Genomic DNA, 6,184 nt, shown 5'->3' with positions numbered 1-6,184 from the left:
CTTTCGCCTGGTGACTTTACCCTTGTTGGTCCCAGGTTTAATTAGCGCTACACTGCTTATCTTCATTCGTGCCATGGCCGACTTTGGAACCCCTATGCTGGTCGGCGGGAATTTTCAAACTTTGGCACCCGCAGCCTATCTACAGGTGGTGGGTCTTTATGATGTAGAAATGGCGGCGGTATTGTGTATCGTTTTACTCGTTCCTTGCCTACTGCTATATTTTTTACACGATTTTTTGTTGAGGCGTATTTCTTATGCAACCATTACGGGATCGTCGACTTATAGTGAAGTTTTGGGGATATCGGGTCTTGCTAAGTGGGCCCTTTTTAATCTTGCTCTGGTTGTCGGCGTGGTGAACTTTTTGCAGTATTCATTTGTTGTGATTGGCTCTTTTGCTAAGTTTTGGGGCCACGATTACTCGTTCACCTTAAATCACTACAGTTTTGCCTGGAAACATGGGCTGCAACCGTTATTAAACAGTGTTTTGATGGCCATCCCCGCCGCGGCGATTGGCGCTTTTCTTGGCATCTTTATTGCTTATTTTATAGTCAGAGAACGTTTTTTTGGCAGACAACTGCTTGATTTTACCACGGCAATTCCTTCTGTTGTTCCGGGAACAGTGGTGGGAATTGGGTATATTTTGGCTTTTCACCATCCCCCTCTTTTACTAACGGGAACATTTATTATTCTCATCATCTCCTGCATTTTTAGGTTTTTGCCGGTTGGTTACAAGGTTGGTATGACCAATTTGGAACAAATTGAGCAATCGATAGAAGAGGCATCCCTGAATCTCGGCGCTGGGTGGCTAACAACGTTCTCTGAAGTCATCTTGCCTCTTATGCGGCCAGCTTTTCTGGTTGGTTTTATCTATATTTTTATGATGTCGATGACTACGCTAAGTGCTGTTATTTTCTTATTGCGACCAGGAACCAAGTTGATGGCTGTCTCCATATTTAAAGAGGCTCATACTGGCAATATTGGTGCCGCCGCCGCGCTTTCAACTTTGCTTATCGTGATAGTGACAATTTGCTTAGCTGTTATCAATAAATTTGGCAAAATTGAACAATATGAACGATTGTAAGGAGGAAAAGTGGCTCTTATATTGCAAAATGTGTCAAAAAAATTTGGAGAGACGGTAGCATTGGATGATATTGAGCTAACTGTGCAAAAAGGGGAACTTGTCTCGCTGCTTGGTCCCTCCGGATGTGGCAAGACGACTACTCTGCGAATTATTTCTGGTTTTTGTAGCCCTGATAAAGGGAATATTTATATGAACAATAAGCTGCTTAACAATGTATCGGCATCAGAAAGAAACACCGTGATGGTGTTTCAAAATTATGCTCTTTTCCCCCATAAAACCGTCTATGAGAACTTGGCTTTTGGACTACGTGTGCGCAAGTTCCCTGCAAAAGATATTCAAAAGAAGATTAAAGAGATTTTGTGCATGCTTCGTATTGAAGGTCTTTCCGATAGATATCCCAAAGCTTTATCTGGCGGACAACAGCAACGGGTTGCATTGGGCCGAGCTATAATCGTCGAGCCGGAGATATTACTTTTTGACGAACCACTCAGCAATCTCGACGCCAAGTTGCGTATAGAGATGCGTTTGGAAATAAAAAGATTGCAGAAGATGCTGGGGATTACGGCTATTTATGTAACCCACGATCAAGAAGAGGCATTGGTTATTTCCGATCGGATAGTGGTTATGAACCAGGGTGTTATTGAGCAAGTTGGAACGCCCGTGCAAATTTATGAAGAGCCTAAAACCCGTTTTGTGGCCGAGTTCATAGGCGCGGCAAATTTTTTTGAGGGAACTTGCACGGGATCAGTTAAAAACGCGAATCATCAAATTGATACGGAACTTGGGTTACTTTCTATATCGTGTTGTCATCGAATACCCATAAAATCTGGTGAACGATGTAATTTAATGGTGCGTCCCGAAGCCATTAAGGTTATTAATCCAGGGGAATCGGTGGCGGAAGATATCTTTTCAGCAACAGTTGATAATATTGTTTATCTTGGAGCCAACACGAGGTTAACTTGTCGAGTCAACAATCTTTCTTTTTTAATGGAGGTACAAAATTCTCATGGGCGTCATCTTAAACTTGGAGACATGCTTTCCCTCTCTATTAATCCAAAGTCTATCCATATTTTGAATAGCGATAAAGCACATTAAACTATTGATGTCCAAATGGCGGTAATTGTTGAAAAATATCTGATTTTGGGTGTGTTGTTGGAGTATTATGGTCAAGTTGAAATATTTGAGGGTAACGTGAGAGAATAGCTTAGTTAAAAGCATTTCAAGAGGATGGATATATGGTTGAAGTTGTGCCCATAAAAATAGGAGATGTTGTAAAACTTAAAAAACCCCATCCTTGCGGCGCGAATGAGTGGGAAGTGACCAAACTCGGGATGGATATCGGGCTCAAATGTGTTAACTGCGGCCGCAAAGTTCGGCTTTTAAGATACGACTTTGACAGAAGATTTAGGGGATATATAAAGAGAGCAGATAGCAGATAGCTGATGGCTGATAGAAAGTTGAGAGGGTAAAGGGAAAAAACCAACAAACACCCGCTTGCCCGCCTTTGGTGGGACTCCCAACTAAGAGACTACCGACTAAATGGCTTATGGAGTATGGAGTATGGAGTATGGAGTATGGAAAACAAACCAACCAACAAGCTTTCCACTGCCGACTCCCAACTAAGAAACTACCGACTAACAGGAGGAACATATGCAAGTAGGTATAGTAGGGCTTCCAAGTGCTGGGAAGTCAACTCTTTTTAATGCCATAACCAAAGCGGGAGCGGCAATTGGGAATTATCCTTTTACAACTGTAGATTCAAATGTAGGTGTTGCCGAGGTTCGGGATGAGCGCTTATATAAAATTGCCAAAGTTGTCGAGAGTAAAAACATTGTTTCTACTCACATTAAATTTGTAGATATAGCAGGCTTGGTCAAAGGAGCAAGTTGCGGGGAGGGCTTGGGCAATCAGTTTCTTTCATATATCAGGGAAGTTGATGCTATTGCCCATGTTGTTAGATGTTTTTTGGATGAAAACGTGTCGCATGTTGAGGGGAAAATAAATCCTATATCGGACATAGAGACGATTAATCTGGAACTTATTCTTGCTGATTTGGCCGTTGTTGATAAGAAGTTAGATAAGGTTGCCAGGCAGGCAAAATCTGGGGACAAAACACTTATCCGTCAAAGAGAGGTTTTAGATAAAGTTAGAGAAGTTTTAGATAAAGGGTTGCCTGCTCGAAGCATGAAACTTTCTCCTGAAGATTTAAAGTTACTCACTTCCGATAGTAGTCTTTTAACTTTAAAGCCGGTTGTCTACGTTGCCAATGTTTCCGAAATGGATGTTAATACTGATGGTTCTTTAGCTAAACAGGTGATAGATTTTGCTCATAAAGAAGGCAGCGAGGCCATTGTAATTTGCGCAAAATTTGAGTCTGAGATTGCTGAATTGAACAGCGATGAAGCTCAAATATTTATGAAAGATGTAGGGCTAAAAGAGTTAGGTCTGGATAAATTGGTTCATGCTTCTTATAAACTTTTAGGGTTAATTACTTTTTTTACTGCCGGGCCAAAAGAGAGCAAGGCTTGGACAATTAAAAAAGGAGCGAAAGCACCGGAAGCGGCGGGAAAAATTCATAGTGATATGGAGCGTGGGTTTATAAAAGCTGAGGTTGTTTACTATGAGAATTTGTTAAGAACCGGTTCTTTCCAAGCGGCACGCGAAAAAGGCTATCTTCATCTTGAAGGTAAGGAATACGTGGTAAAAGACGGAGATGTAATCACCTTTAAGTTTTCTGTTTAAACTTAAAGGTTTATGTGTTTTTTTACTTTTTCTTTTCCGTGAGGTCCCAATCGATTCTCTTATTGCGAAACTTTATTTCCTTCATTTTCTTGTTCGCCCAAGAAAACGAAGCAAAAGAAGGGCGGCCGATCATTTTTTGAACGGTTCCAAAATAACGATTGTTCAGGCGCCTGCAGAACTCGTCAGGCTAAACTATATCCTTCCCTTTGGCCCCTTTTAGGCCCAAAGCTTCCAACTACGTTGTAAGATGGATATAAGCCTGACTCAAACAACTTCGGCTTATTTCCTGAACAACCTATTTCTCCGCCTAAAAATGATATGGCATATAAATTTTCTCAATCTTAGTATTTGCTCTAGCTAATAGATCAAACAAAAAAGAATGCTGTCTAGCTACTTTGTCTTGATGCAAAAAATTTTCGGATAAAATGCTAAAGTTATTGCTATTATTGTACGATAATCGTACAATAAAAATGGAGGGGATAGAGATGAGAGAGATTTCGCTTATTAATCGAAGATTAAAAGAGGCGAGGGGTTCCATGGGAATGACCCAGGAAGAAGTTGCACAGGCACTGGGTATTAGAAGACCAGCAGTTGCAGAGATTGAGGGGGGTAAAAGGAAAGTAAGCTCAATAGAACTTGTAGCTTTTGCAGATCTTTTTGGGTTAGATATATCTTTTTTTGTTGCTGAAGAATTACCAGAGAGGCTCCCGGTCAACATGTTGGCAAGAAAAGAAAGTGCTTTGTTGGGATCTGTCGACAAGATTGCAATTGCAAAATTTAAAAAACTTCAAGAAAATTACAAAATGTTGAAAGATGTAGCCAAACGAGGTTGAAAATGAACTTTTCGGACAATCTTTTTTTTAAAGCAGATTCATTTGCTCAAAAGATCCGCTGTGAGTTGGGTTTAGGCAACAAACCAGTGGAGGATATTTTTTCATTATTGCTAAAAGAAGATATCCTTTTAGTAAAATTACCGATAATGGAAGGTAAATTATCAGGGTGTTTTTCGTATGATGAGCGGACTGGTGATTCTTGGATAATGATAAATACCTCCCACACTAAAGGACGTCAAAAATTTACTGCTGCTCATGAATATTGCCATTTCTTGCGCGATAAAAATCGTGCTTTTATTGTTTGTGAAGAAATGGATTTGCAAAGGAAACCTATACACGAAAAATTTGCCGACCAGTTTGCCGCTTCCTTCCTTTTGCCAGGTGAAGGGGTGCGTGCTCTCCTCCCCGCTGAACATGGACCAATTGCACAGGAAGACGTCGTAAACTTATGTTTAGAATTTGGAACTAGCTACACGGCTACTTTATGGCGTTTATTTTCATTAGGCTTGGTTTCTGATATGGAAAGAGAAAAATTAAGAATAGCTAGCTCCGTTTCTATAGCCGAAGAGCTGGGCGTTAAAAGAGATGATCAAAACAATCCTTTTGTTCCGTCTATAGAGGACAATATATTTACAAGATTTCCTCATCGATATACCGTATTAGCAGTCACCCTATTTAAACGTGGGTTAATCTCAAGAGGAAAACTTGCGGAGTATCTTGAAATTGACCGAGACAGGTTAACTGAGTGTCTGGATAAATATTCAAGAGAGGTTACTGTTGAGTGAACAGCATTACGTTGCAGATACTTGTACTTTGCATTATTTCTACCATGACTTGAAGAATTCGAGATTGCTTCACCAGTTATTTTTTCCTTGTCTTTACATTGTGCCTCAAGTTAGAGATGAACTACTTCGTTTAGCTACAAAGAAAAATTACTCCAATCTAATATTGAAAGAAATTGATTCCGGTTTTTTGAGCATTAAAGAGGTAGATATCGATAATCCAGAAGTTCAGAAGTTTATAAGTGAATTTTCTACTTCTCTCGACATAGGAGAAAGGTTCAGTTGCGCCATAGCTCTTTCTAACGATTGGGTTCTTTTAACTGATGACTGGGTGGCCCACCAAGTAGTTATGTTTGCTTATATAAGCATAATGTGTAGAGATGCCAAATGGATTCTATTGGAAGCTAGAAAGAAGCGGATAATTGGACAGAAAGAGTCTGAGAGATTAAATAAAATGTTAGAGAAGGCAAAGAAGCGCTACTAATAGTGTTTACAAAAAGATAGGCACCTGCCTGCCAGTAGGCAGGGAAAAATAAGTTTTACTAAAGGCTGGAGGATGGGAGCTGACGGTTGGTGGCTAATTACTTGCCTACTTCTACTTCTCCTGTTATAATATCCTTCGTTTAAATTTAATAAGTTGCTTACTATAAGTAAAGCATCTTCTGGTTCGTTGAAAAACAGCGAGCCCGCATTAGACCGAAGGAGGTGAAATGTTTGAGAAACTACGAATTAATGGTTATAGTTGA

At 40.1% G+C, this 6,184-nt stretch carries 7 protein-coding genes; all 7 read left to right on the top strand.

Annotated features, from left to right (window positions below; translation table 11 throughout):
• A partial coding sequence (locus Q7U95_RS02855; RefSeq protein ID WP_308751768.1) for an iron ABC transporter permease occupies positions 1-1,081 on the top strand: 1,081 nt, incomplete at its 5' end.
• Positions 1,082-1,090: 9 nt separating this feature from the next.
• Entirely contained in the window at positions 1,091-2,176 is a 1,086-nt protein-coding gene (locus Q7U95_RS02850; protein WP_308751767.1) for an ABC transporter ATP-binding protein, read from the top strand.
• A gap of 140 nt (positions 2,177-2,316) precedes the next feature.
• A complete protein-coding gene (locus Q7U95_RS02845) occupies positions 2,317-2,520 on the top strand; it encodes a DUF951 domain-containing protein (RefSeq protein WP_308751766.1) in 204 nt (67 codons plus the stop codon).
• Positions 2,521-2,731: 211 nt separating this feature from the next.
• On the top strand, positions 2,732-3,823 hold the full coding sequence (gene ychF / locus Q7U95_RS02840) for a redox-regulated ATPase YchF (protein ID WP_308751765.1): 1,092 nt from the start codon (positions 2,732-2,734) through the stop codon (positions 3,821-3,823).
• 485 nt (positions 3,824-4,308) lie between these two features.
• The gene (locus tag Q7U95_RS02835; RefSeq protein ID WP_308751764.1) at positions 4,309-4,656 is read left to right on the top strand and encodes a helix-turn-helix transcriptional regulator; all 348 of its coding nucleotides are present in this window, start codon (positions 4,309-4,311) and stop codon (positions 4,654-4,656) included.
• A gap of 2 nt (positions 4,657-4,658) precedes the next feature.
• Entirely contained in the window at positions 4,659-5,441 is a 783-nt protein-coding gene (locus tag Q7U95_RS02830; protein WP_308751763.1) for an ImmA/IrrE family metallo-endopeptidase, read from the top strand.
• The gene (locus tag Q7U95_RS02825) at positions 5,434-5,922 is read left to right on the top strand and encodes a hypothetical protein (RefSeq protein WP_308751762.1); all 489 of its coding nucleotides are present in this window, start codon (positions 5,434-5,436) and stop codon (positions 5,920-5,922) included. The genes Q7U95_RS02830 and Q7U95_RS02825 overlap by 8 nt, the downstream gene beginning before the upstream one ends.
• Positions 5,923-6,184: the final 262 nt, after the last annotated feature.

The sequence above is a fragment of the Candidatus Oleimmundimicrobium sp. genome (assembly GCF_030651595.1).
Taxonomy (GTDB): domain Bacteria; phylum Actinomycetota; class Aquicultoria; order UBA3085; family Oleimmundimicrobiaceae; genus JAUSCH01.
This window is presented reverse-complemented; position numbering and strand designations above follow the sequence as displayed.